The organism is Nocardia sp. bgisy134 (assembly GCF_965341865.1).
Lineage (GTDB): Bacteria > Actinomycetota > Actinomycetes > Mycobacteriales > Mycobacteriaceae > Nocardia.
In genome coordinates this window covers 1-26706 of sequence record NZ_CBDQZP010000018.1, presented here as the reverse complement: position 1 = coordinate 26706, position 26706 = coordinate 1, and the positions used below count along the sequence as shown (strand labels likewise).

Below are 26706 nucleotides of genomic sequence, written 5' to 3'. Positions count from 1 at the left end.
CAGTCTGCGCGCATCTCCTCGGGGTCCGGGTCGCCTGCGAAGGCGTTCCGCATGCCTCGGGGTGATTCGCCGAGCCTCGGTCGCGTCGAAATCCATTATGCCGAAGTAGGAAACGTCTGAGTGGACCCCAGTTTAACAGAATCTTTAGTTTAAACCTAAATTTTGACCTACTAATTGATGGTTACCTGATCTGCTCCGCGATCCGGATGGTGTCGCGGGAGGCGGCGGTCGTTCACCGACCGCCATCGCTGAGGAGCCGCGGCGGAAACGCCGAATCGAGAACGCATTGCCGGCGGGGCGACCGGCAAACGTCTCCGATAACGGTGATCGGCAACAAACACACACGTCAGATGCTTACGGGGGGTCACAGCATGCCTTGAGGAAGGATGTTCAGAGGTGACCGGATCGGCGTTTGCCGTCGCTATCGTTGGCATGTCCTGCAGAATGCCGGGCGCGGCCGATCTCGACAGTTTCTGGCAACTGCTCAGGGAAGGGCGCGCCGAGATCGGCACAGCTCCCCTCGGGCGAGAGAACATCACCGAGCGTGCCGGATTCATCGACACCGCAGGGCATTTCGATGTGGACTTCTTCGGGGTCTCGCCTAACGAGGCGCGGGCGCTCGATCCGCAGCAGTTGCTTGCACTGGAGTTGAGCTGGGAGGCGCTGGAGGACGCAGGCCTGGCAGCCACGGCGCGCGACGCCCGGCGGTGTGGTGTGTTCCTCGGTTCCACCGGAAGCGATTTCGCCGAAATCGTGGCCTCCCAGGGCGGGCCGGGTGTCAGCCGCCACTCGCTGTGGGGTGTCGGACGCGGCATCATCGCCAACCGCGTCTCGAACTACTTCGGTTTCAGCGGCCCGAGCATCGTAATCGACAGCGCCCAGGCATCCTCGCTGGTCGCGGTTCATCTGGCCTGTGAGAGTCTGCGCAGCGGCGAGAGCGATGTGGCCTTGGCCGGTGGCCTGAACCTCATTCTGTCGCCTACGAGCGGCGAGCGTATCGAGCAGTTCGGCGCGCAGTCGGCGCTCGGCGGGTGCTACACCTTCGATGCGCGGGCCGACGGTTTCGTGCGCGGCGAGGGCGGCGGCATGGTGGTGCTGAAACCACTGGCGCAGGCGGTCGCCGACGGCGACCGGATTCATGCCGTGATCCGCGGCAGTGCGGTCAACACCGGCAACGAACGCCGAGTGCTGAGCGCCCCGAGCCGGGACGCGCAGGCCGCGGCGATCCGCTCGGCTCTGACGGCGGCAGGTGTCGAGGCGCCGTCGGTGCAGTACGTCGAATTGCACGGGACCGGAACACCCGCCGGTGATCCGGTGGAGGCCGCCGCGCTCGGCGAAACCTACGGCGTGAGCCGGACGCAGGATGCGCCGCTGGCCGTCGGATCGGTCAAGACGAATATCGGGCATCTGGAAGGTGCTTCCGGTATCGCGGGCCTCATCAAGACCGTGCTCTGTCTGAGCAACCGGGAACTGGTGGCCAGCCTGAACTTCGAGACGCCGAATCCGCGAATTCCACTCGAGGACTTGGGTTTACGGGTCGTGACCGGCACCGAGAACTGGCCCGTCGACAACGTGCGCATGGCAGGCGTGTCGTCGTTCGGTATGGGGGGATCGAATGCCCACGTGATCGTGGAGGAGGCGCCCGCCGTCGGGTCCGCCGCGTCCACGGCACGCGACGCGGCCGGTGCGGTGCCGTGGGTGGTGTCGGCCCGCAGCGAGGACGGCGTGCGTGCGCAAGCGGCCCGGCTCCGAGAGTGGCTGCTCCATCGCCCGGAGCTGGATGCGGTCGATGTGGCGCACTCGCTCCTGGCCACGCGAGCCCGAATGGAATGGTGCGGCAACGTCGTCGGGCGGGATCGAGCGGAGCTGCTGGCAGGCATGGCAGCACTGGCCGACCCGACCGCGCCCGCTGTGGCGGTCGAGCCGACAACCGCGCGGGCCGAGCAGCGGCGGATCGCGTTCGTCTTCCCGGGGCAGGGCAGCCAGTGGGAGGGGATGGCGCTCGGGCTGTTGGATTCGGGTGGCGTGTTCGCGGAGTCGATTGCGGAATGTGAAGCGGCGCTCGCGCCGTACGTGGACTGGTCGCTGACGGCGGTGCTGCGTCGCGAAGGTGACGCGCCCCCGCTGGATCGCGTGGATGTGGTGCAGCCGACGCTGTTCGCGGTGATGGTCTCGCTGGCCCGGATGTGGCGAGCGGCCGGCGTGGAGCCGGACGTGGTGATCGGCCATTCCCAGGGCGAGATCGCCGCCGCCTATGTTGCCGGTGGACTATCGCTGTCCGACGCGGCGCGTGTGGTGGCTCTCCGATCGCGGGCGGTCGCCGATGAGCTGGCCGGACAGGGCGGTATGGCCTCGATCGGACTCGGCGCGGAGGCGGTCCGGGAACGTTTGTCGGCGTATGGGGACCGGCTGTCGTTGGCGGCGGTGAATGGACCGGCGCAAAGTGTGATAGCCGGTGACGTTTCGGCGATGGATGACTTCCTCGCCGACTGCGCCCGCGACGGTGTATGGGCCCGCCGGATTCCGGTGGATTACGCGTCGCATTCGAAAGCGGTTGAGCGGCTGCGTGATCGGCTGCTCGAGGAACTGGAGCCGATCCGCCCGCGATCAGGGTCGGTGCCCTTCTTCTCCACGGTATTCGCCGACCGGTTGGATACGGCGGAACTGGACGCCGAATACTGGTATCGGTCACTGCGGGAACCGGTTCGATTCGCCGATGCCGTTACGGCGCTGATCGGTGACGGTATCAACGGGTTCATCGAGGCGAGTCCGCATCCGGTGCTCACGATGGGCATCGGCGTCACCGCCGAGGCGGCCGGTGCGGCCGAGGGCGTGCAGGTTGTCGGATCGTTGCGGCGCGGTGACGGTGGACCGGAACGGTTCATGGCGTCGCTGGCACAGGCCCATTGCGCCGGTGTGCCGGTGGATCCGCGCGCGCTGGTGTCCGGTGGGACGCGGGTCGACCTGCCGCCGTACGCGTTCCAGCGCCGTAGTTTCTGGGCCGGTGCATCCGTCGCTTCCCGCGTAACCGACGTCGTTGCGATAACCGAGGAGCAGATTTCCGAGGGCCAGCTTTCGGAGGGCAGGGAGCAGACCGGAGCGTGGGACGACGGCCCGCTGGCACGCAAACTGCTGTCGGTCCCCGAATATCAGCGCGACACAGTAGTTCTCGATCTCGTTGGTGAGCATGCCGCTGCCGTCCTAGGCCACGAGTCGGCCCTGTCGATCCACCCCGACCTGCCGTTCACCGAGTTCGGTTTCGACTCCGTCAGCGGAGTGGAGCTGCAGAACCGACTGATGCGGGCCACCGGTGTGCCGCTGCCGAAGACGCTCATATTCGACCATCCGACCGCGAGTGCGGTCGCGGCGTTACTACTGGAACGGGTCACGGGGACGGGCCGCGGGCAGCGGCGCGCTGAGCTCACCCGTTCCGCTGGCCGACCATCCCCGGCGTCGGACGAGCCGATCGCGATCGTCGGCATGAGTGCCCGATTCCCGGGCGGCGTTCGGTCCGCCGAGGATCTGTGGGACCTGCTCGCGGCGGACCGGGATGTCATCGGCGAATTTCCCACCGACCGCGGGTGGGACCTGGACCGGCTGTTCGACCCGGACCCCGACAAGCCTGGAAAGGTCTACACGCGCCACGGTGGATTCCTGGGCGGTGCAGGCGATTTCGATCCAGGCTTCTTCGGCATCAGTCCTCGCGAAGCGCTGGCGATGGATCCGCAGCAGCGGTTGCTGCTCGAAACAGCATGGGAAGCCCTGGAGGACGCGGGTGTCGACCCGATGTCGTTGCGGGGCAGCGATACCGGCGTCTTCGTCGGTGCCTGCTCGTCGGGATACTCCCGTCGGGTGACCGGTGACCTGGAGGGCTTCCGGCTGACCGGCACGTCGCACAGCGTCATCTCGGGTCGCGTCGCGTACGCGTTCGGCCTGGAAGGGCCTGCGGTGACGGTGGATACGGCGTGCTCGTCATCGCTGGTGGCGTTGCACCTGGCCTGCCAGGCGCTGCGCCAGGGCGACAGCTCGCTGGTGCTCGCCGGTGGTGTGACCGTGGCGGCCAGCCCGTATCTGTACGTGGACTTCTCCCGCCAGCGCGGCCTGTCACCCGATGGTCGGTGCAAGGCGTTCTCGGCCGCCGCCGACGGTGTGGCGTGGTCAGAGGGCTCGGGTGTGCTTGTGCTCGAGCGGCTTTCGGATGCGCGGCGGCTCGGTCACAACATCCTGGCCGTCGTTCGCGGTAGTGCGGTGAACCAGGACGGCGCGAGCAACGGCCTGACCGCACCGAACGGTCCGGCCCAGCAACGGGTGATTGCGCAGGCCCTCGCCAATGCGGGGATCTCGGCGGTCGATGTCGACGCCGTGGAGGCGCACGGGACCGGCACGACCCTGGGTGATCCGATCGAAGCGCAGGCGTTGATCGCCGCCTACGGACAGGATCGCGGTGATCGGGAATCGTTGCGGATCGGTTCCTTGAAATCGAATATCGGCCATACGGTCGCCGCTGCCGGTGTGGCCGGTGTGATCAAGATGGTGCAGGCGATGCGGCACGAACGACTGCCGCGCACGCTGCACGTCGAAACTCCTACGCCGCACGTGGATTGGGATGCGGGCGCGGTGCGTCTACTGACCGAAGCCGAACCGTGGACCGCAGGCGATCGAGTGCGTCGGGCCGGTGTGTCGTCCTTCGGGATCAGCGGTACCAACGCGCATGTGATCCTCGAAGAAGCACCTGCTGCACCGGTGGCGGCCACCGAGGGTGACATCGACGACGAAGCGGAGCGGCACTCGACTATCACCGTGCCGGTCACCCCGGTGCTGGTGTCGGGTAAGGGCGAGGCAGGCCTGCGCGCGCAGGCGGCACGGCTGCGCGCATGGTTGTCGGAGCGGCCGGAGATCGACATCGCCGATGCCGCCTATTCGCTGGCGACGTCCCGGGCGCAGTTGGATTCGCGGAGTGTGATCCTCGGTCGCGATCGGGCCGAGTTGCTCGAGCGGCTGGCCGATCTTGCCGAATCGGGAACCGGCTCCGGTGTCGTCGCGGGCGCCATCGGCTCGGGGACGACGGCGTTCTTGTTCACCGGTCAGGGTGCCCAGCGAATCGGCATGGGCGCAGGCTTGTACGAGGCGTTCCCGGTATTCGCCGACGTGTTGGATTCGGTGTGCGCCCAGTTCGATCCGGTGTTGGAGTGCTCGCTGAAACAACTCATGTTCAGCGGCGCCGCTCATGGCGGTACTGATGCCACGATTCTGAATCGGACGGAGTTCACCCAGCCTGCGTTGTTCGCCTTCGAGGTCGCGCTGTATCGGCTGCTGGAGTCGTTCGGCGTCACCCCGGACGTGTTGATCGGCCATTCGATCGGCGAAGTCGCGGCCGCATACCTCGCGGGTCTGTGGTCGCTCGAGGATGCCTGCCGGTTGGTGGCGGCGCGCGGCCGTCTCATGGGTGCGTTGCCCGAGGGCGGAGCGATGCTGGCCATCGCGGCGTCCGAAAGCGAAGTGAACGATGTCGTCGCTCGGTATTCCGAGCGAGTGTCGGTCGCTGCGGTGAACGCGCCTGCGGCCCTGGTGATCTCGGGTGACGAGGACGCGGTCGCCGAAATCGAGGCTCGATTCGCCGAGCGTGGCCGGAAGACCTCGCGGCTGCGAGTCAGCCACGCCTTCCACTCGCATCGGATGGAGCCGATGCTGGCCGAATTCGAATCTGTCGCAGCGAACTTGACGTACAACCGGCCGCGCCTTCCTGTGGTATCGAATGTTTCCGGTCAGCTTGCCGGGGACGAGGTGATGGAAGCTGCCTACTGGGTCCGGCAAGTGCGGGCCGCGGTGCGATTCGCGCCGGGTATCGAGACGTTGATCGACTCGGGTGTGCGTCGCTTCCTGGAAGTGGGGCCCGACGCGGTGCTGGCGGCGCTGACCCGGCAGACCCTTCCGGACAGCGTGGAGTCGTCGGTGGTTGCCGCGGCTACGCGCCGGGATCACGATGAGCCCCAACAGTTCCTGACGATGTTGGCGCACGCTCACACGTCCGGCGTGCGGGTGGACTGGACGTCACTGTTCGGTGGCCGTGCGATGCCGCGAGTTCCCCTGCCCACGTATGCCTTCCAACACCAGCGATTCTGGTTGCCGCCGCGTCCCGAAGCCACCGGCGACGCCCACGGCCACCCGTTGCTCACCGGCGTGGTGCCGGTGGCCGGCAAGGACGAGTTCGTTTTCACCGGCCGGTTCTCGCTGCCGACCGACCCGTGGGTCGCCGACCATATGACCTACGGCACCGTGGTGCTGCCGAGTGCGACGCTCGTCGAGTTCCTCCTCGTAGCGGGCAGCAGAATAGATTGCGGCGTCGTCGAGGAGCTGACCCTGGAGGCTCCGATCCTTCCGTCGGAGGACGACGAGGTCGAGCTCCAGGTGTCGGTGCAGGAGCCGGACCGGACCGGGCGACGGCAGTTCAGCTTCTACTTCCGTAAGACAGGTCGCCGAGCGGGCGAATGGGTGCGCAACGCCAGTGGCGTACTGGCCCCCTCCTGGGACGGCGACGACGCGCTGCTGAATCAGCTGCGCGATGAGGCTTGGCCGCCGGTCGACGCCGAAACCCTCGACACGGCATGGATTCCCGAGCAGATCGCGAAGGGCTCCGGACTCGAATACGGTCCCGCGTTCCTCGGTGTCGACGCCGCGTGGCAGCGGGGCGGGACCGTCTTCTCCGAGATCACCCTGGATACCGCAGCCGCGGCCGAACCGGAGCGGTTCGATCTGCATCCCGCTCTGCTCGACCTCGTGATGCACGCCGGTCTGGCAGGGCTCGTCTGGCGCGATCAAGGCAGCGATCCGAACACCGGCCGGTTGCTGTTCCGTTGGGGCGGGGCGCGACTGCACCAGCCGCTGGTCAAGGCGACGACGCTGCGGGTCATCGCCACGGCGACCGGGCCGGAGACGATCTCCGTCGCGACCGTGGACGATTCGGGGCGGCCGGTGGTCTCCGTCGACGCGGTCGTCATGCGGCCCTACGACGTACAACAGATGCGCGGCACAGTGGCCGGGGACGACGCCGATCTCTACGGCGTCCAGTGGATGCCCGTGCAGGCAACGGCACCGAGTCCGTCCGCGGAACGGATGGCCGTCCTCGGTTCGGTGCCGATCGCCGGAATCGACACCTGCTCGCCGAGCCCATCGGAACTCGCTGCGGCACCGACTATTCCGGATGTCGTGATCTGGCATCCGCAGGACAGCGCCGCGGCCGACGATCCGGCGGCCGTTCGCGGCCACCTGGAAACGGTCTTGGCGACGGTGCAGGCCTGGCTGGCCGAAGACCGCCTGGCCGACACTCGGCTGGTTCTGGTGACCACCAACGGTGCCGCGCTGCCTGGCGAGGCGCCGGATCTCGCCGCGGCAGCCGTCTGGGGGCTGATGCGTAGCGCCCAATCCGAATATCCGGGTCGGTTCGTTCTCGTCGACGCCGATCCGTCGGCCGCTGCGCCCCTGGGTGATTCGATGCCGATCGGTGCGGTGATCGCGGCAGGCGAACCACAGGTCGCGGTGCGCGCCGGAGCATTGCTCGTGCCCAGGCTCGCGAAAGCACGAGCCGAACACGATGCCGAGGGACAGGCCCACCCGTCGCCCGACCACCACCCCTCATCGAGTCGCTACGCGACGCAGGCCCACCCGTCATTTGGCGATGGCACCGTACTGATAACCGGTGGCACCGGTGGCCTCGGCGCCCTCGTGGCCCGACGTCTGGTCGCCGCACACGGAGTCCGCCGTTTGCTGCTGGTGTCCAGGCGTGGCGAAACTGCCGACGGTGCGACGGAACTGGTGTCCGAGCTGTCGGCGGCCGGAGCTGGCGTCAGCGTGGCGGCCTGCGATGTGGGCGATCGAGCAGCCCTCCGTTCGCTGTTGGATTCGATCGACGCCGATCATCCGCTGACCGGCGTAGTACATGCGGCGGGTGTCCTCGACGACGGCACCCTCGCAGGCCTGACCGCCGAGCAACTGCGGCGAGTGTTCGACTCGAAGGCTGCGGCCGCGTGGCATCTGCACGAGCTCAGTCGCGACCGTGACCTGTCGGCCTTCGTGCTGTTCTCGTCCATCGCGGCAACGATCGGATCGGCGGGACAGGGCAACTACGCGGCAGCCAACGCATTCCTCGACGCACTGGCGCACCGTCGCCGAGCCGAAGGACTGTCCGCGATTTCGCTGGCGTGGGGGCCCTGGAATTCCGCCGCCGGTATGACCGGCGCTTTGGACCGCAGCGCCGTCGCCCGCTGGGAGAGGCTCGGTCTCCACCCGCTCGGGAACGACGAAGGTCTCCGGCTGTTCGATGCGGCCACCGCACGCGCCGCCGCGCACCTGGCTGCGATCGGGTTCGACCCGGCGGAGCTGCGGCGCGAAGCGCGCGACGGTGCGGTGCCTGCGGTGCTGCGCGGTTACCTGCCCCGCACCACAGCCCCGACCGCGGCCGCGTCGAGTTCGCTCGGCACTCGACTGAGCCGGGTACCGGAGGCCAAACGCGCCGAGGTGGTGCTCGAACTCGTCCGGGAGCACGCGGCAGCCGTCCTTGGGCACGGCTCCGCCGAAGACATCAGTCCCGACGAGCGATTCGACACACTGGGATTCGACTCGCTCGGCGGCGTCGAATTCCGCAACCGCCTGTCGAAGGCCACCGGTGTCCAGCTACCGTCCACCATGGTCTTCGACCACCCCACCGCCGCGGCGGTGGCCACCCTCTTGCACTCCAAGATCGAGGGAGCGGCGTCCGGTTCCGGAACGACCCGGGTGTCGCGCCGCGTCCGCGTGGACGAGCCCATCGCGATCGTCGGCATGAGCTGCCGATTCCCCGGCGGCGTCCGAACCCCGGACCAGTTGTGGGATCTGGTGCGGTCGGGTACCGATGCCACCACGGAATTCCCGAACGATCGTGGGTGGGATCTCGACCAGCTGATCGACCAGGATCCGGATAGACCCGGCACGGTCTACAGCCGCGGCGGCGGATTCCTCGACGATGCCGGTGATTTCGACGCCGGATTCTTCGGAATCAGCCCGCGGGAAGCCCTGGCGATGGATCCGCAGCAGCGGTTGCTGCTGGAAGCATCCTGGGAGGCACTGGAGCAATCCGGAATCGACCCGATCGCGTTGCGCGGCAGCGATACCGGCGTGTTCGCGGGCGCGTGCGCCTCCGGATATGTCGACCGCGTCACCGGCGATCTCGAAGGGTTCCGGCTGACCGGCACCACCCACAGTGTCATCTCCGGCCGCGTCGCATACGTGTTCGGCCTCGAGGGACCAGCGGTCACGATCGATACCGCATGCTCGTCCTCACTGGTGGCATTGCATCTGGCGTGTCAGGCCCTGCGTCAGGGCGAAACGTCACTGGCCCTGGCCGGCGGCGTCACCGTGGCCGCAACCCCTTATCTCTCCGTTGATTTCGCGCGGCAACGCGGCCTGTCGCCGGATGGCCGCTGCAAGGCGTTCTCCGCCGCGGCCGACGGTGTGGCCTTCGCCGAAGGCGTGGGCGTCCTGGTCTTGGAGCGGCTGTCGGATGCGCAGCGGCTCGGCCATGACATCCTGGCCGTCGTCCGGGGCAGTGCGGTGAATCAGGACGGTGCGAGCAATGGCCTGACAGCGCCGAACGGTCCGTCGCAGGAGCGAGTGATCGCGCAGGCCCTCGCGAATGCCGGGCTCACGCCCGCCGACGTGGATGCGGTGGAAGCGCACGGGACCGGCACTCCGCTGGGAGATCCCATCGAAGCCAACGCGTTGATCGCCGCGTACGGGCAGGAGCGTGGGGATCGGGAGCCGCTCCGCATCGGATCGATCAAATCGAATATCGGTCACACCGTCGCGGCGGCCGGTGTCGGTGGCGTGATCAAGATGGTGCAGTCGCTGCGACACGAAACCCTGCCCGCGACCCTGCACGCGGAAACGCCGTCCCCGCACGTGGATTGGTCGGCAGGCGCGGTGCGACTGCTGTCTCGGGCGGAACCATGGCGCGCAGGGGGGACGGTTCGCCGCGCCGGTGTGTCCTCGTTCGGAGTCAGCGGCACCAACGCGCACGTGATCATCGAGGAGGCTCCGGCCCAGGCGGTATCGATGCCTGAGCACGGATCGGCCTTGCCGGACATCGATGCCGCTGTGGCGTGGACGATCTCGGCCACATCGGAGGAGGGCCTGCGGGCGCAGGCCGAGCGGTTGCGGGCGTGGTTGGTCGATCGCCCGGAGGTCGACATCTGGTCGGCGGCGCGGTCATTGGTGGACTCGCGGGCATTGCTGGAGCGCCGGGGTGTCGTCGTCGGTCGGGATCGGGACGAACTGCTGGCGGGTCTGGCCGATTTGGCGGTGGGTTCGCCGCGCACGATCGAGGGGTCGGCGGGTTCGGGGAAGACGGCGTTTCTGTTCACGGGGCAGGGTGCGCAGCGGATGGGGATGGGTGCGGGTCTGTACGACGCGTTTCCGGTATTCGCGGCGGCGTTCGACGAGGTGTGCGCGCAGGTCGATCCGTTGTTGGGTCGGGCCCACCCATCGAGGAGCTCCGCGCTGTCCTTGAAGGAGTTGATGTTCGCCGACACCGAGGGTGTGTTGGATCGGACCGAATTCACCCAGCCGGCGTTGTTCGCGTTCGAGGTGGCGTTGTTCCGGTTGATCGAATCATTCGGTGTGACACCGGATCTGCTGATCGGGCACTCGATCGGTGAGTTGGCGGCGGCGTATGTGGCGGGGGTGTGGTCGCTCGAGGACGCGTGTGCGCTGGTTGTGGCGCGTGGTCTGTTGATGGGTGCCTTGCCGGAGGGCGGGGCAATGCTCGCGGTCGCGGTGTCAGAGGCCGAGGCGTTGGAGGTGCTGGCCGAGTTCGGCGGCCGGGTGTCGTTGGCGGCGGTGAACAGCCCGTCGTCGGTGGTGTTGTCCGGGGAAGCGTCGGTGATAGACGAGATCGGTGATCGGCTGGTTGCGGATGGAGTGAAGACCTCCCGGCTACGGGTCAGCCACGCGTTCCACTCGGTGTCGATGGAGCCGATGCTCGACGAGTTCCGCGCTGTCGCCGAAGGATTGACGTACCGCGAGCCGTCCTTGCCGATCGTGTCGAACGTTTCGGCGGTCGTGGTCGCTGCCGAGCTGACCGATCCCGCGTACTGGGTCGAGCAGGTGCGGCGGTGTGTCCGGTTCGCACCAGGGATCGACGCCCTGGTCGAGGCGGGTGTGCGGCGATTCGTGGAGATCGGACCGGATGCGGTGCTGGCCGCGATGACTCGGCAATGTCTTGTCGAGACTCCGGCCGTCGAGGCCAAGTCGATAGTGGTCGCGGCCGCCCGGCGCTCGATCGACGAGCCGACTCAGTTCGTGTCCGCGCTGGCACAAGCCTCTGTCGTCGGTGTAGGGGTGGACTGGACGCCGCTGTATGCGGGCCGCCGCACGGATAGGGTCGCGTTGCCCACCTATGCGTTCCAGCGCCGTCGCTACTGGCTCGAGGCCACTGCCGGCACGGCGGGTGTCGAATCCGTTGGTTTGGGTGCGGTGGACCATCCGTTGCTGGGCGCGATGGTGTCGGTGCCTGAGTCCGGTGGCGTGCTGTTGACCGGCCGATTGTCGGTAGCGACACAGCCCTGGCTGGCCGACCATGCGGTAGCCGGGTCGGTGTTGTTGCCGGGCACCGGGTTTGTGGAGCTGGCGTTGCGTGCAGGCGCCGTCACCGGGTGTCCGGTGATCGAGGAATTGACGCTACAGGCGCCACTGCTGCTGCCCGCGGCAGGCGGTGTGCAGATCCACGTCATCGTCGGCGGGCCCGAACACGAGTCCCCGCAGCGGCCGATATCGATCTACTCCCGCGATGAACACGACCGCGACGGACAGTGGGTACTGCACGCGCGAGGGCTGCTGACCACCCACGACGACATGACCGAACCCGAACCGGCGGCATGGCCGCCGGCCGCGTCGAGTGGTATCGATGTCGCGGCCGCGTACCCGGAGCTGCTGGCGCGTGGTTACGACTACGGTCCGGCGTTCCAGGGTGTGCGGGCGCTGTGGCGACGCGGTGCGGACGTGTTCGCCGAGATCGCCGTCGATGCGGACACCGGGGTGCGAGCCGAAGGATTCGGGATCCATCCGGCACTGCTGGATGCTGCCCTGCAGGCGGGACTGCTGGCTGGTGTACTCGAAAGCGCTGCGGGAAAGCCTGATTCACCGTTCACGGTCGGGGCCGGGCAGGTCGTGCTGCCGTTCTCGTGGGAATCGGTGTCGCTGCACGCGGCCGGAGCGTCGGTGCTGCGCGTACGTCTGACCACGACCGGATCGTCGGTGTCGGTGTCGGTAGCCGATGAGCAGGGACAGCCGGTGTTGTCGGGATCGGTGAAGACCCGGCCGATGCCACTCGAGCAGCTCGCCGCGGCTGCCGCGGGCGCGGCCGATCCGGTACTGGAACTGGTGTGGTCGCCGACCGCGTCCGAGTCCGCGGTGGTGGCGGTAACACCTCGAGATGTGGCCGTGGGTCGGTGGGACCTGGATCCGGAGTCGCCGGTACCCCCGGTGGTGGTGGTCGAGGCCGGGTTCGGGTGGGACGAACACACCGGCACCGATGTGGTGACCGCCACCCATTCCGAGGTCGCGCGGATCCTCGAGGTGGTGCAGGCATGGCTGGATCAGGACCGGTTCGCCTCGAGCACCCTGCTGATCGCCACGCGCGGCGCGGTCGCGCTGCCCGATGAAGACCTCACCGACCTTGCCGGCGCCGCGGTGTGGGGTTTGGTGCGCACAGCGCAGACGGAAGATCCGGGCCGAATCGTCTTGGTCGATGCGGACACCGGCATCGACGAGCAACTCGCGGCCACTGTCATGGCCGTGGGCGAACCCCAGGTGGTCGTGCGCGCCGGAGTCACCCACACCGCTCGGCTCACCCGACCCGCGACCGTGGTGCCTTCCGTACCTGGCGATGATGCTTCCGCCTTCGGCACGGGAACGGTGCTGATCACCGGCGGCACAGGTGGTTTGGGTGCGGTGGTGGCCCGCCACGTGGTGGCCGAGCACGGCGTGCGGTCGTTGCTACTGGTGAGCCGCAGCGGTCCGCGGGCCGACGGCGTGGCACCGCTGTGCGCCGAGTTGGAGCAACTGGGCGCACAGGTTCGGGTGGTGGCCTGCGACGTCACCGACACCGACGCGGTGGCGGGGCTGCCTGCCGAAGCGCCTGCACAGTGGCCGTTGACGGGCGTGATCCATGCCGCGGGTGTGCTCGACGACGGGATCATCGCGTCGCTGACCGCACAACGGTTGGACGCAGTCCTGGCGCCGAAGGTGGATGCCGCCTGGTACCTGCACGAGGCGACCGCGGAGCTGAATCTTGCGGCGTTCGTGGTGTTCTCGTCGGTGTCGGGCACGATCGGCGGACCAGGACAGGCCAACTACGCGGCCGCGAATACCTTCCTCGACGGGCTGGTGGCGCACCGTCGTGCACGAGGGCTGGCCGGCCAATCGCTGGCGTGGGGTCCGTGGGCACGCTCGGGGGGCATGACCGGACACCTGAGTGAGACCGATGTGGCCCGGATGAGCCGGGGCGGATTCACCGCGATGCCGGATGAGCAGGCGTTGGCCGGCTGGAATGCGGTGCTCGACCGCGGCGTGGCACACGCGGTGATCGCCGCGGTGGACACCGCCGCGATTCGTGCCCAGGCCGATGCCGGACTGCTGCCACCGCTGCTGCGGGAACTGGCGCCGAGAGCCGCCCGGCGGCCGGCGGCGGCGACATCGGCGGTGATGTCCGGTCTCCAGCAGCGGCTGGCCGGTCTGGACGCCGATCGACAGCAGCAGGCGGTACTCGATACCGTGCGCACGTACGTCGCGGCCGTCCTCGGTCATGACAGTGCGTCCGCGATCGATCCCGATCGCGCGTTCCAGGACCTGGGCTTCGATTCGCTGAGCGCGGTCGAGCTGCGCAACCGGCTCAAAACCGCCACCGGCCTGTCGCTTTCGGCCGCGGTGGTCTTCGACTACCCGACACCACAGGCGCTGGCCACATACCTCGCGGGCGAGCTCACCGGCGCAGGAGAGGACATCGCGGTCACTGCCGCCAAAGTTGTTGCCGACGAACCTATTGCGATCGTCGGCATGGCTTGCCGGTACCCGGGTGGTGTCAGTTCGCCCGAGGATCTTTGGAATTTGGTCGTAGACGGTATCGACACGACGTCGGAATTCCCCGTGAATCGTGGCTGGGATACCGAACGTATCTACGATCCCACCGGCGAAACACCGCACACCACCTACACGCGTGAGGGTGGATTCCTGCATTCTGCCGGCGAGTTCGATCCTGTCTTCTTCGGCATCAGTCCCAATGAAGCCGCGCTGATGGATCCGCAGCAGTTCCTGTTGCTGGAGACCTCATGGGAGGCATTGGAGCGGGCCGGTGTCGATCCCACCGTGCTGAGTGGCAGTTCGACCGGGGTCTTCACCGGGATGATGTATCACGACTATCCGGTCAATTCGAATTCGGGATCTATCGCGTCCGGTCGAGTTTCGTATGTGTTCGGTCTGGAGGGGCCGTCGGTCACCGTGGATACGGCGTGTTCGTCGTCGCTGGTGGCGATGCATCTGGCCGCGCAGTCGTTGCGGTCGGGCGAATGTGATCTGGCGTTGGCCGGTGGTGTGGCGGTCATGGCGACGCCGGAGGTCTTTGTCGAGTTCAGTCGGCAGCGGGGGCTTTCGCCGGACGGGCGGAGTAAGTCGTTCGCCGATGCCGCCGATGGTGTCGGCTGGTCCGAAGGCGCCGGTGTGCTGGTGTTGGAGCGGTTGTCCGACGCGCGCCGCAATGGTCATGAGGTTCTCGCGGTGATCGCGGGTTCGGCGGTGAATCAGGACGGCGCGTCGAATGGTTTGACCGCGCCGAACGGTCCGTCGCAGCGGCGGGTGATCCGCCAAGCATTGGCGAATGCCGGGGTCTCCCCAACGGAGGTCGACGCGGTGGAAGCCCACGGCACCGGTACCACCTTGGGAGATCCGATCGAGGCGCAGGCGCTGCTTGCTACTTACGGTCAGGCCCGTGATGCGGATCGTCCGTTGTGGTTGGGGTCGTTGAAGTCCAATATCGGTCACACTCAGGCGGCGGCGGGTGTCGGCGGTGTGATCAAGATGGTGATGGCGATGCGGCACGGGCTGCTGCCGCAGACCCTGCACGTCGATCAGCCCTCCACAAAGGTCGATTGGTCCGAAGGCCACATCCGGTTGCTGACCGAGCAGGTGGCATGGCCGGAGGTGGATCGGCCGCGCCGCGCCGGTGTGTCCTCGTTCGGTATCAGCGGCACCAACGCTCACCTCATCCTGGAACAGGCGTCGGTGGTGGAGCCTGCTCCGGCGCCGGTTGTGCGGACCGTCCCGGCTGTGCTGCCGTGGGTGGTTTCGGCCCGCGGTCGCGAGGCGCTTGCCGATCAAGCCGATCGTTTGACATCGCGTGTGGGCGAACATGATCCGCTCGATATCGGCTTCTCGCTGGCATCGACGCGCAGTGTGTTCGAGCATCGCGGAGTCGTGGTGGCCGAGGGTCGTGATGGTCTGCTCGTAGGTATGCGGGCATTGGCTGCCGGCGCGCAGGCTCCTGGCGTCGTGACCGGTCGTGTGGTGCCGGGTTCGACGGGTGTGGTGTTTTCGGGTCAGGGTGCGCAGTGGGCTGGCATGGCCGCCGCGCTCCATGGTGCGTATCCGGTGTTCGCCGAGCATTTCGACGCGATCGTCGCTGAACTGGATCCGATGCTGGGGCAGACTGTTTCGCTGAGTGCTGCTTTGGTGAGCGATGACCTGATCGACCAGACGGTGTTCGCGCAGGCGGGGTTGTTCGCGTTCGAGGTGGCGTTGTTCCGGCTGCTCGAGTCGTGGGGCGTGCGTGCGGATGTGGTGGCCGGACATTCGATCGGTGAGGTCGCTGCCGCGCATGTGGCGGGTGTGTTGTCGTTGGCGGATGCGTGTGTGCTCGTGGCGGCGCGTGGCCGGTTGATGTGGGCGCTGCCCGCGGGCGGGGCGATGATTGCCGTCGGTGCGTCCGAGGCCGACGTACTACCGCTGCTGGCCGGTGGGGTGTCGATCGCGGCGGTGAACGGTCCGTCGTCGGTAGTGCTCTCCGGTGTCGAGAACGATGTCGTGGCTGTCGCCGATCGGTGCGCCGAACAGGGTTGGCGTATACACAGGCTGCGGGTGTCGCACGCTTTCCATTCGGCGTCGATGGAGCCGATGCTGGATGAGTTCGCTTCGGCGATAGAGGGTTTGGCGTTCGCCCGCCCGAGTATCCCGTTGGTGTCGACGGTGACCGGTGCCCGCGTCGAAGACGAGATGTCGGATCCGTCGTATTGGGTCGGTCAGGTTCGTGAAACGGTGCGGTTCGCCGATGCGGTCGCCGCGATGGCGGCCATGGGTGTATCCAGGTTCGCCGAGGTCGGGCCCGACGCCGTCTTGACACCGATGGTCGCCCAAACTCTCAGTGACGCAGCGACAGTCGCTGTCACCAGACGTGACCACGCAGATGCCTCAACCGTATTGAATGCGGTGGCCGGGTTGTTCGTGGCCGGTGCCGAAGTGGACTGGGCCGGTCTCTACGCCGGTACCGGAGCTCGGCGAATCGACCTGCCCACCTACGCTTTCCAACACGAGCGGTTCTGGCTCGACGCCAAGCAGATGTTGGCCCAGTCGTGGCTCGGTGCCGAACTCGGCGGAATCACCGCCGTCGGGCTCGATACGGTGGACCATCCCTTGCTCGGTGCCGTTGTGCCGCACCCGGAGTCGGGTGGAATGAGCCTCACCGGCCGGTGGTCGCTGGACTCCGTCGAATGGCTGGCCGACCACAGCGTGCACGGAGTCGTGTTGCTGCCGGGTACCGGATTCGTCGAGCTGGCCGGTTATGTCGGCGGTCTGCTGGGCTGCCCGGTGGTGGACGAGCTCGTCCTGCACACCGCGTTGACGTTGCCCGCCGAAGGCAGTGTCGCGGTACAGGTCGTGGTGACCGCTGCCGACGAGGCCGGTCGCCGACGACTGACCGTCCATTCTCGACAGGCCGCAGAGGGTCCGTGGTCGCTCCACGCCGAGGGCGTGCTCGCCCCGGGTGACGTCATGGCTGATTTCGATCTGACTTCGTGGCCTCCGGCTGGCGCGCAGCCGTTGGACATCGACGGAGCCTATGACGAGTTGCTCGAACTCGGGTACGGGTATGGCCCGTTCTTCCAGGGTCTGCGGGCGGCTTGGCGGCGCGGCGATGAGTTGTTCGCCGAGGTCGCGCTGCCGGATCCGCAGGATGCCAAGGGTTTCGGAATCCATCCCGCATTGTTCGACGCGGCCCTGCACACCGAGATCATTCATGGTCGTCGCAGCGGAAATGATTCCGCGGTGCTGCCTTTCGCCTGGAATCGTGTGGTCGTGCACTCGACCGGTGCCGCCGCCGTGCGGGTACACAGCGTCCCCGAAGGCGACGACTTCGCGGTGCAGATAGCCGATGACCAGGGCCGGCCGGTGCTGTCGGTGGGTGCTCTGGTGTCTCGGCCGGTGTCGGCCGAACGCCTGGGCGCGGGCCGGGTGTCGGAGGCCCTCTTCGGCGTGGAATGGGTCACCGTTGCGGCCTCGTCAGCGGTGAGTGTCGACCCGGGCCGCGTGGCGGTCCTCGGTTCCGGCGAGAACCGCGGTGACCAGAGTTCCGACGGAGTGCGGCGCTATCGTGATCTCGCGGCGTTGATCACCGATCTGGATGCGGCCGAGGAGTCGGCTGTTCCCGACATCGTGCTGCTCGAGTGCCCGCTCCAGGACGGTCCGCCGACAGCGGCGGCACGGCAGGTCGTGACCTCTGTGCTCGACAACGTCCAGGGCTGGATGGCCGAAACCCGTTTCGCTGCTTCCCGTTTGGTCGTATCGACCAGGCAGGCGGTGGCCGTTGCCGATTCCGAGCAGGTGCGTCTGGATCAAGCGCCGGTGTGGGGGCTGCTGCGTGCCGCGCAGGCCGAGCACCCGGGTCGGTTCCAGCTTGTCGATCTGGATCAGGACGGTGACATGTTCGCTGTCGCGACCGCAGTGGCAGCCGCTGCTGGGGAACCGGAGGCCGCGCTACGCGGCACGACACTGCTCGTGCCGCGTTTGATCCGCCACGCACCGGGCACGATCGCTCGGCTGACAGAGCCTGGCACCGTGCTGGTTACCGGTGGTACCGGTGGTCTGGGTGCCGTGATCGCTCGGCATCTGGTGACCGAACATGGTGTGGGACATCTGCTTTTGACGTCTCGGCGAGGCCTGGACGCTCCGGGTGCCGCTGAGATGCGTGACGAGTTGGTCGAGCTCGGCGCCGAGGTCACCATTGCCGCGTGTGATGTGTCCGATCGGTCCGCGCTGGCCGCGCTGCTGGACGGCATCTCCGACGAGCATCCCCTGGTGGGTGTGGTGCACGCGGCGGGAACTGCCGACAACGGTGTGATCGAGTCGATGACGGTGGACCGGATCGGGTATGTTTTCCGGCCCAAGGTCGATGCCGCATGGCATCTGCACGAGCTCACGCGTGATCGATCGCTGTCGCTGTTCGTGCTGGTGTCCTCGGCGGGTGGGTTGGTGCTGGCCGCGGGCCAAGCCAATTACGCTGCGGCCAACGTCTTCCTGGATGCCCTCGCGGTGCATCGTCACAGGTTGGGGCTGCCTGCGGCCTCCCTCGATTACGGCATGTGGGCGCGGTCGAGCGGGCTCGGTATCGAGCTGTCCGAGGACGATTTCGATCGGATGCGCAGGCAGGGCTTCCCGCCGCTGACCGAGGCCGAGGGTCTGGCATTGTTCGATGCGGCGATCGCCGCCGATACCGCTCAGCTGGTAGCACTGCGGGTCGATCCCGCGGTGCTTCGAACACGGGGCGAGCAGATCCCGGCTCTCGTCCGCTCGATGGCACCGGCACCTGTGCGCCGCCCCAGCCGGACCCCCGCGGGTCAGGCGTTTCTACAGACGCTGGCAGGCCTGTCGGATTCCGACCGCGAAGGTGCTCTGGTCGACCTCGTCCGGTCGGTTGCCGCGGGCATCCTCGGACACGCCTCCCTCGATTCCGTCGAACCCCAGCAGGCTTTCCAGCAGCTCGGGTTCGACTCGTTGAGCGCCGTCGAGTTCCGCAACAAGCTCAACACCGCGACCGGTCTGCAGCTCCCGGCCACGCTCATCTTCGATTACCCCAATCCGCAAGTCGTGGCCGAGTTCATCGGTACGCAACTCACCGGTACCGAAGCTGTCGAAGAGCACGCGGTCAGTCGGGTTCGAGCCGACGACGAGCCGATCGCTGTGGTCGCGATGGCCTGCCGTTATCCAGGTGGGGTCGCCTCGCCGGAGGACCTGTGGAATCTGGTCGTCTCGGGCGTCGATACCACCGGGGAGATGCCGGTGGATCGAGGCTGGGACATCGAGGGCATCTACGATCCCGAACCCGGTAAGGCGGGCAAGACCTATACGCGCAGTGGTGGGTTCTTGTACTCCGCAGCCGAATTCGACGCGGACTTCTTCGGAATCAGCCCCAACGAGGCCACGGTGATGGATCCCCAGCAGCGGTTGCTTTTGGAGGTCTCGTGGGAGGCGTTGGAACGGGCCGGTATGGATCCGGCGGTGCTGCGGGGCAGTTCGACCGGCGTGTTCACCGGTCTGATGTACCACGACTACGCCCAGGCAACCGGGACCGGTAGCGGTGCCGCAGGCAGTTTGGTCTCGGGTCGTGTGTCGTATGTGTTCGGTCTGGAAGGGCCGTCGGTCACCGTGGATACGGCGTGTTCGTCGTCGCTGGTGGCCCTGCATCTGGCCGGGCAGTCGTTGCGGTCGGGCGAGTGTGATCTGGCGTTGGCCGGTGGTGTGGCGGTTATGGCGACACCGGATATGTTCCTCGAGTTCGGTCGTCAGCGTGGGTTGTCGCCGGATGGACGGTGTAAGTCGTTCGCCGATGCCGCCGATGGTGTCGGCTGGTCCGAAGGCGCCGGTGTGCTGGTGTTGGAGCGGTTGTCCGACGCCCGCCGCAATGGTCATCAGGTGTTGGCGGTGCTTGCCGGTTCGGCGGTGAATCAGGATGGTGCGTCGAATGGTTTGACCGCGCCGAACGGTCCCTCGCAAAGGCGAGTGATCCGCCAAGCACTGGCGAATGCCGGAGTGTCCCCGGTCGAGGTCGATGCTGTGGAAGCGCATGGCACCGGCACCACGTTGGGCGATCCGATCGAAGCCCAGGCATTGCTGGCTACCTACGGGCAGGATCGTGACCCGGATCGTCCGTTGTGGCTGGGATCGTTGAAGTCCAATATCGGTCATGCTCAGGCCGCCGCGGGTGTGGGTGGTGTGATCAAGATGGTGATGGCGATGCGGCACGGTGTGCTGCCCCAGACCCTGCATGTCGATCAGCCGAGTACCAAGGTCGATTGGTCCGAGGGCCACGTTCGGTTGTTGACCGAGTCGGTGCCGTGGCCGGTCGTGGATCGGCCGCGTCGTGCCGGTGTGTCGTCGTTCGGTATCAGTGGCACGAATGCGCACGTCATCGTGGAGCAGGCTCCGCCGGTGGTGGGTTCGGTGCCGGCGCTGGGATCGGTGCCTGCGGTCAGTATCGGCTCGGCCGGTGGAGTGCTGCCGTGGGTGCTCTCGGCACGTAGTGGCGAGGCTCTCGCGAGTCAAGCCGCCCGTCTGGCGTCGTATGTCGACGACCACGATCCGATCGATGTGGGTTACTCGTTGGCGTCGACGCGTGGTGTCTTCGAGCATCGTGCTGTTGTCATGGCCGATGACCGCGACGGTCTGCTCGCCGGAGTGCGGGCGCTGGCCGCCGACGTGCAGGCGCCCGGTGTGGTGACCGGTCGTGTGGTGCCGGGTTCGACTGGTGTGGTGTTCTCCGGCCAGGGTGCGCAGTGGGCGGGTATGGCTACTGAGCTGCGTGGTGCGTATCCGGTGTTCGCCGAGGCTTTCGATGCGATCGTGGCTGAGTTGGATCCGTTGTTGGGGCAGTCGGTTTCGCTGGGTGAGGCGTTGTCGTCCGAGGACATGGTCGATGCGACGGTGTTCGCTCAGGCGGGTTTGTTCGCGTTCGAGGTGGCGTTGTTCCGGCTGCTGGAGTCGTGGGGCGTGCGTGCGGATGTGGTGGCCGGTCATTCGATCGGCGAGGTCGCGGCTGCGCATGTGGCGGGGGTGATGTCGCTCGGGGATGCGTGTGTGCTGGTAGCGGCGCGTGGCCGGTTGATGCAGGCGTTGCCCGCGGGTGGGGCGATGGTCGCCGTGGGTGCCTCGGAAGACGAGGTCGCCGAGGTGCTGGCGTTGCTGGGAGGTGTCGAAGCCCAGCTCGAGGTGTCGATGGCGGCGGTCAATGGTCCGTCGTCGGTGGTGCTCTCCGGTGTCGAGGCTGATGTCGCCGCTGTGGTCGATCGTTGTGTCGATCGTGGGTGGCGGACGCATCGGTTGCGGGTTTCGCACGCTTTCCATTCGGCGCTGATGGAGCCGATGCTGGCTGAGTTCGCTTCAGTGGTGCAGGGTTTGGCGTTCGGTCGGCCCGCCATCCCGTTGGTGTCCACAGTGACCGGCGCCCGGGTCGGTGACGAGATGTCGGATCCGTCGTACTGGGTCGGTCAGGTCCGCGAAACGGTGCGATTCGCTGATGCGGTCGCCGTGATGGCGGGCATGGGCGTGACCAGGTTCGCCGAGGTCGGGCCCGATGCGGTGCTGGCCCCGATGATCGTCCAGACCCTCGACACCGCGACCACAGTCCCGCTGACCAGACGAAACAATGCGGACCCCTCGACCCTGCTGACGGGTCTCGCCCGGTTGCATGTCGCAGGTTCGACGGTGGATTGGTCCGGTCGGTACGCCGGTTCCGCAGGCCGGCGAATCGACCTGCCCACCTACGCCTTCCAGCGTCGACGCTATTGGATGGCCGAAGGGTTCGCCGGTGGCAGTGACGCTCGGGCGATGGGTCTGGTGGCAACCGGACATCCCCTGGTTTCGGCGGTGATATCGCAACCGGACTCCGACGCGGTGATCCTCACCGGCCGCCTGTCGGCGCAGACGTACCCATGGCTGGCCGACCACAGGGTGATGGACACCGTGCTGTTCCCCGGCACAGGTCTCGTCGAACTCGCCCTGCACGCGGCGGAGCAGGTCGGCTGCCCGACCCTGGAGGAGCTGGTCCTACAGGCCCCGCTGGTGCTGTCGGAGTCCGGCGGGCTCGCGCTGCGCATTGTGGTCGGCGACCAGGACCCGACGGGCCGTCGCGCGGTGCGGATCTTCTCCTGCCCTGATGATGTCGCTTCGGCGTCGTCGTGGACGCTGAACGCCGAAGGTGTGCTTGCCCCGGGCGAGGTGGCGGCCGATTCCGGTCTCACCTCCTGGCCTCCGGTTGGTGCGCAGCCGTTGCCGATCGACGGTGTATACGACGAGCTGCTCGATGCCGGGTATGGGTATGGCCCGTCCTTCCAGGGTTTGCAGGCGGCTTGGCAGCGTGGCGACGAGCTGTTCGCCGAGGTTGCGCTGCCCGATCCGCGGGATGCCGAGGGTTTCGGGATCCACCCTGCGCTGTTCGACTCCGCCTTGCACGCACTGCTCATCGCCGGGCACACGCCCGCGGAGGGAAGTGGGCTCGCGCTGCCGTTCGAGTGGTCCGGTGTCACCGTGCACGCGGCCGGTGCCAACGCCTTGCGTGTTCGGCTCACCCGCGTCGGTGAGCACGGTGCCGCTCTGGATCTGGCGGATCCGTCGGGCGCTCCGGTCGCCACGGTGCGGCATCTGGCTTCCCGGCCCATCGATCCCGCACAGCTCACGGCCGGTGCGTCCACTGCCGGTAATGCGATGTTCCAGGTTGGTTGGACACCGATCTCGGTGTCCGATGCCGAGGTCAGCGCAGTGTCCTGGGCGGATCTCGGTGACGAGGTCCCGGCGGCGGTCATATTGGAATGCCCGACGGGCAACGATCCCGCAGCCGTTCGTGCCGCGACTCACGATGTGCTGCAAGCGCTTCAGTCCTGGATTGCCCATCAGCGGTCCGTTGATTCGGTGCTGGTGGTTCGGACCAGTGGTGCGGTATCGGTTGCCGGGGAGAACATTACGAATCTGGCCGGTGCTGCTGTGGGTGGCCTGGTTCGTTCCGCGCAGGCGGAGAGTCAGGGCCGGATCATGTTGGTGGACACCGATTCCGACATCGAGGGGCTGCTCGGCGGGATTCTGGCCGCGGAGGAACCGCAGGTGGCCGTGCGCGGTGGACAGGTACACGGTGCGCGACTCACCCGAGCGGCCGCCACTCAGGCGACCGCTTCGGCTCCGAGCCCCACTTTCGGTCCGGACGAGACGGTTCTGATCACCGGTGCCAGCGGCTTCCTCGGTGGATTGTTCGCCCGGCATCTGGTCGACGCGCTGGGTGTCCGTCACCTGCTGTTGCTGAGCCGCCGTGGTGAATCCGCTCCCGGCGCTGCTGAGCTGCGGGCGGAGTTGCAGGGTCTCGGCGCCGAAGTCGAGTTCGCCGCCTGCGATGTCGCCGACCGTGGGGCGCTTGCCGAGGTGTTGGCGGACGTTCCCGCGAGCCGTCCGCTCACCGGCGTGTTCCATACGGCCGGTGTGCTCGACGATGGCGCCATCGCTTCGCTGACCGCGGATCGGATGGACGTGGTTTTGCGGCCCAAGGTCGATGCCGCTCTGCACCTGCACGAATTGACCGCCGATCTGCCGTTGAAAGCGTTCGTGCTGTTCAGCTCGGCGGCCGGAGCATTCGGCAGCCCTGGTCAGGGCAACTATGCCGCGGCCAACGCCTGCCTGGACGCACTCGCGGCACACCGCAGGGCATCCGGGCGCTCCGGCCGGTCTCTGGCGTGGGGTCTGTGGAGCATGGATGGCGGGATGGGCGCGGAGCTCAGCGACGTCGATCGGCACCGCATGTCTCGTACGGGCATGCTGCCTTTGTCGGAAGAACAGGGCTTGGCGCTGTTCCATGCCGCTGCCGAGATCGGCACGGCGGCTCCCATTCTCGCCCGTCTCGATCTGGCGAGTCTCCGCAGCACGGGGTTCGCCGCGACCCTGTTGTCCGGCCTGGTACCCGCGCGCCGCGCAACAGCCTCGGGCGCACCCACGGCGCTTCGTGCCCGTTTGGCGAACACACCCGACAGCGAACGTCTCGGTGTGCTCGTCGAAATCGTTCGCGGTCAGGTCGCGGCGGTGCTGGGTCATCAGAATGCGAATGCGATTGCGGCGGACCGGGCCTTCAACGAATTGGGCTTCGATTCGATCACCGCTATCGAATTCCGCAACGCCCTCAAATCCGTTACAGGTCTGCGGTTGCCCGCGACTCTGGTGTTCGACTACCCGTCACCGGAGGCTTTGGCCAAATACCTGGCCGACGAGTTCACCGACCACCGCAACTCCGGCCGATCGACGGATTCGTCGGAAGACGATATTCGCAGAGCCCTGCAAACGATCCCCGTCGCCCGTCTCCGCGACGCGGGCATGCTGGATGCACTCATGCAGCTCGCACATGGACAGGAAAGCCACAGCGAGATCGATCAGAGCATCTCGGATGAATCGATCGACGAGCTCGATATCGATGACTTGATCGACATGGCTTACAACAACTCATCAGAGGACTGACGGCGATGTCCGCGGCACGGGTGGAAAACCCGTGCCGCGATCACCCGTAATGCATCGGAATTCTGTCTCGTAGACGAGATTTCGTCGACGAGTCACGGTGACCGTAGGAAGAGCTGGAACAATAATGACGAAGCCCGACGACAATACCCAGAAGCTCGCTCAGGCGTTGCGCGTCTCACTCAAAGAGACCGAGAGATTGCGTGCCCGCAACCGCAAGCTCGACGCAGCCCTTCGCGAACCTATTGCGATTGTGGGTATGGCGTGTCGTTATCCGGGTGGTGTCGGCTCTCCCGAGGACCTCTGGCGGTTGGTCTCGGACGGGACCGACGCGACGTCGGAGTTCCCCGAAAATCGAGGCTGGGATACCGAACGTCTCTACGATCACACCGGCGAGACACCGAACAGCACCTATACCCGCGAGGGTGGATTCCTGCATTCCGCCGGCGAGTTCGATCCGGCGTTCTTCAATATCAGTCCCAACGAAGCCGCGCTGATGGATCCGCAGCAGTTTCTGCTGCTGGAGACCTCATGGGAGGCGTTCGAGCGGGCCGGCGTCGATCCCGGCTCGCTGAAGGGAAGCCGGACCGGTGTGTGGGTCGGCATGATGTATCACGACTATCCGGCCAATGCGAATTCGGGATCGATCGCGTCCGGGCGAGTGTCGTATGTGTTCGGTCTGGAAGGGCCCTCGGTCACCGTGGACACGGCGTGTTCATCGTCTTTGGTGGCAATGCATTCGGCTGCGGCGTCGTTGCGGTCGGGGGAGTGTGATCTGGCATTGGCCGGTGGTGTGGCGGTGATGGCCACGCCGGAGACCTTCGTGGAGTTCAGCCGACAGCGCGGGCTGGCCCCGGACGGGCGGTGCAAGTCCTTCGCCGATGCCGCCGATGGGGTGGGCTGGTCGGAAGGTGTCGGCGTACTGGTGTTGGAGCGGTTGTCCGACGCGCAGCGTAACGGTCACCAGATTCTTGCGGTGATCGCTGGTTCGGCGGTGAATCAGGATGGCGCCTCGAATGGTTTGACCGCGCCCAACGGTCCGTCGCAGCGGCGGGTCATTCGGGCGGCGTTGGCGAATGCCGGGGTGTCCCCTGGCGAGGTGGACGTGGTCGAAGCTCACGGCACCGGTACGACTCTGGGCGATCCGATCGAAGCCCAAGCGCTGCTGGCGACCTACGGGCAGGACCGTGATGCGGATCGTCCGTTGTGGTTGGGGTCGTTGAAGTCCAACATCGGTCATTCCCAAGCCGCGGCGGGTGTGGGTGGTGTGATCAAGATGGTGATGGCGATGCGGCACGGTGTGCTGCCCCAGACCCTGCATGTCGATCAGCCCAGCACCAAGGTCGATTGGACCGAAGGCCACATCCGGTTGCTGACCGAGGCGGTGGCGTGGCCGGTGGCAGATCGGCCGCGTCGTGCCGGTGTCTCGTCCTTCGGTATCAGCGGCACGAATGCTCACGTCATCGTGGAAGAGGCCCCCGCGACCGAGCCGGTGGTGGATCAGGCTTCGGTGCCGGTGGTGAAGACTGTCCCGGCGGGTGGGTTGCTGCCGTGGGTGGTTTCGGCGCGTGGTGGTGAGGCTCTTGCGGGTCAGGCGGTCCGTTTGGCGTCTCATGCGGGTGAGAACGATCTGGATCCGGTGGATGTCGGTTTCTCGATGGCGTCCACGCGTGCTGTGTTCGAGCATCGCGCTGTTGTCGTGGCCGATAACCGTGATGGTCTGCTGGCGGGAGTGCGGGCGCTGGGTCGCGCCGAAACCATTCCCGGTGTGGTGACCGGTCGTGTGCTGCCGGGTTCGACGGGTGTGGTGTTTTCCGGTCAGGGTGCGCAGTGGGCGGGTATGGCTGCCGAGCTGCGTGGTGCGTATCCGGTGTTCGCCGAGGCTTTCGATGCGATCGTCGCTCAGCTGGATCCGCTGTTGGGACAGTCGGTTTCGCTGAACGTGGCGTTGGCCGACGAGGCTCTGATCGATCGGACGGTGTTCGCTCAGGCGGGGTTGTTCGCGTTCGAGGTGGCGTTGTTCCGGCTGCTGGAGTCGTGGGGCGTGCGTGCGGATGTGGTGGCCGGTCATTCGATCGGCGAGGTGGCTGCTGCGCATGTGGCGGGGGTGATGTCGCTCGGGGATGCGTGTGTGTTGGTGGCGGCGCGTGGCCG

The 26706-nt window shown here is 67.0% G+C and carries 1 protein-coding gene and 1 pseudogene; both read left to right on the top strand.

The genetic code is table 11. From position 1 onward, the window contains the following. Positions 1-474 precede the first annotated feature (474 nt). Positions 475-24555, top strand: a pseudogene (locus ACRWNM_RS27480) (SDR family NAD(P)-dependent oxidoreductase); the annotation flags it as partial. 124 nt (positions 24556-24679) lie between these two features. After that, positions 24680-26706, top strand: a 2027-nt coding sequence (locus tag ACRWNM_RS27475; protein WP_431970995.1) for a type I polyketide synthase, incomplete at its 3' end; no start/stop codon positions are given.